Below are 1,070 nucleotides of genomic sequence, written 5' to 3'. Positions count from 1 at the left end.
CGAACCTTCGATCGGTCGGCATTTCATGACATGACCGGTTTCGCGATGCCAATTGCACATCATGTGACCCAGCCATCCCGCATGGCTGCGATCCTGATTGACGAGATGCGTCGCCGAAGCATTCTCCTGCCGTCGGTCACTGTCATTGAAGCCTTGGTGCGCCGTGCTCGCCAGCAGGCCGATCACCTTGTCCATGACGTCCTTGCAGGGGATCTGCCGCCGGAAACCCGTTGTCGTTTGGACAAAATGCTGGAGCGTCGTGGCGATCGCAGTGCCTCCTCGCTCTCGTGGCTGCGTAACCCGCCCCTGTCACCAGCCGCGCGCAATATCCTGCGATTGCTGGAACGCCTGGAGTATGTACGATCCCTGAACCTCGACAGCGCTCGCGCCACGACCATACCGCGTGTGGCCTTTGACCGTTTGAGCGAAGAAGCTGCCCGGATTACGCCCCAGCATCTGGCCGAGCTTCGGTCATCCCGTCGTTACGCCATTCTGGTGGCAGCCGGGGTCCGACTTGAGGAGGTTCTAACCGACGCGACCCTCACAATGATGGACAAACTCCTCGGAAGCATGATGCGCCGTGCCGAGCACCGGATCCGTGACAAAGCGATTGTCACCATGCGATCGTTGCAGGCCCAGCTTCGTCTGCTGACAACCTCCTGCCGTCATCTGATTGAGGCGCGTGATCAGGGTGTTGATTCACTGTCTGCCATTACGGGAATTGACTGGCCCCGCCTCCAGGACGCCATCGGCAGGGCTGAAACCCTGACAGCTCCAGAGACCATTGATCGCACGGCCGAACTGATCAACCGGCATCGCTCTCTTCGTCCTGCCATTGGTCCATTCCTGAACGCGTTCCAGTTTCAGGGTGGTCGCACGGTACAGGGATTACTGAAGGCGGTGCAGATCATTGGAGACCTCTATCGGACCGGTAAACGCCGCTTGCCTGACTCCTGTCCGATCCGTTTCATTCCGCCTTCCTGGCACAGCTTTGTCAGGCCAGAGGGAACAGTCATACGACAGGCCTACGAACTCTGTGTTCTGACCCAGCTGCGCGAGCGTCTGCGTGC

General features: G+C 59.4%; 1 protein-coding gene. It reads left to right on the top strand.

Annotated elements, in window-relative coordinates:
• A partial coding sequence (locus GEU01_RS23930) for a DUF4158 domain-containing protein (RefSeq protein WP_042711045.1) occupies positions 1-1,070 on the top strand: 1,070 nt, incomplete at both ends.

This window comes from Komagataeibacter europaeus LMG 18890, from assembly GCF_000285295.1.
Lineage (GTDB): Bacteria > Pseudomonadota > Alphaproteobacteria > Acetobacterales > Acetobacteraceae > Komagataeibacter > Komagataeibacter europaeus.
Note: the sequence above shows the minus strand (reverse complement) of the source record. Positions and strands in the feature narration are given on the sequence as shown.